The 259-nt window shown below is 38.6% G+C and carries 1 protein-coding gene; it reads right to left on the bottom strand.

Translation table 11 applies throughout. The features are described 5' to 3' along the window. Positions 1-259: alcohol dehydrogenase catalytic domain-containing protein (locus AAEZ05_RS29185; RefSeq protein ID WP_350650105.1), on the bottom strand; the 259-nt coding region annotated here is incomplete at both ends.

Genomic DNA, 259 nt, shown 5'->3' with positions numbered 1-259 from the left:
GTTAATGGCAATGCTGCTGCTTCTGCATTAGATACTGTAATTGGTTTAAGACTGATAATTCGTTCATCGACTGCTTGAAACTCAGCATTACTACCATCTCGGGTTAAATCGCCAGCATACCAAACAGAATCTCCTACTTTAAACGAGGTAACTTTTGAGCCAATTTCAATAATTTCCCCAACGGCATCCCAACCTAAAATACGATTATTTGCTTCAGACGAGTTTTTTCTCACTTTAGTATCAACTGGATTCACAGAGA

The organism is Pseudomonas sp. HY13-MNA-CIBAN-0226, assembly GCF_040310305.1.
In the GTDB taxonomy this organism is placed as follows: Bacteria; Pseudomonadota; Gammaproteobacteria; order Pseudomonadales; family Pseudomonadaceae; genus Aquipseudomonas; species Aquipseudomonas gregormendelii.
This window is presented reverse-complemented; position numbering and strand designations above follow the sequence as displayed.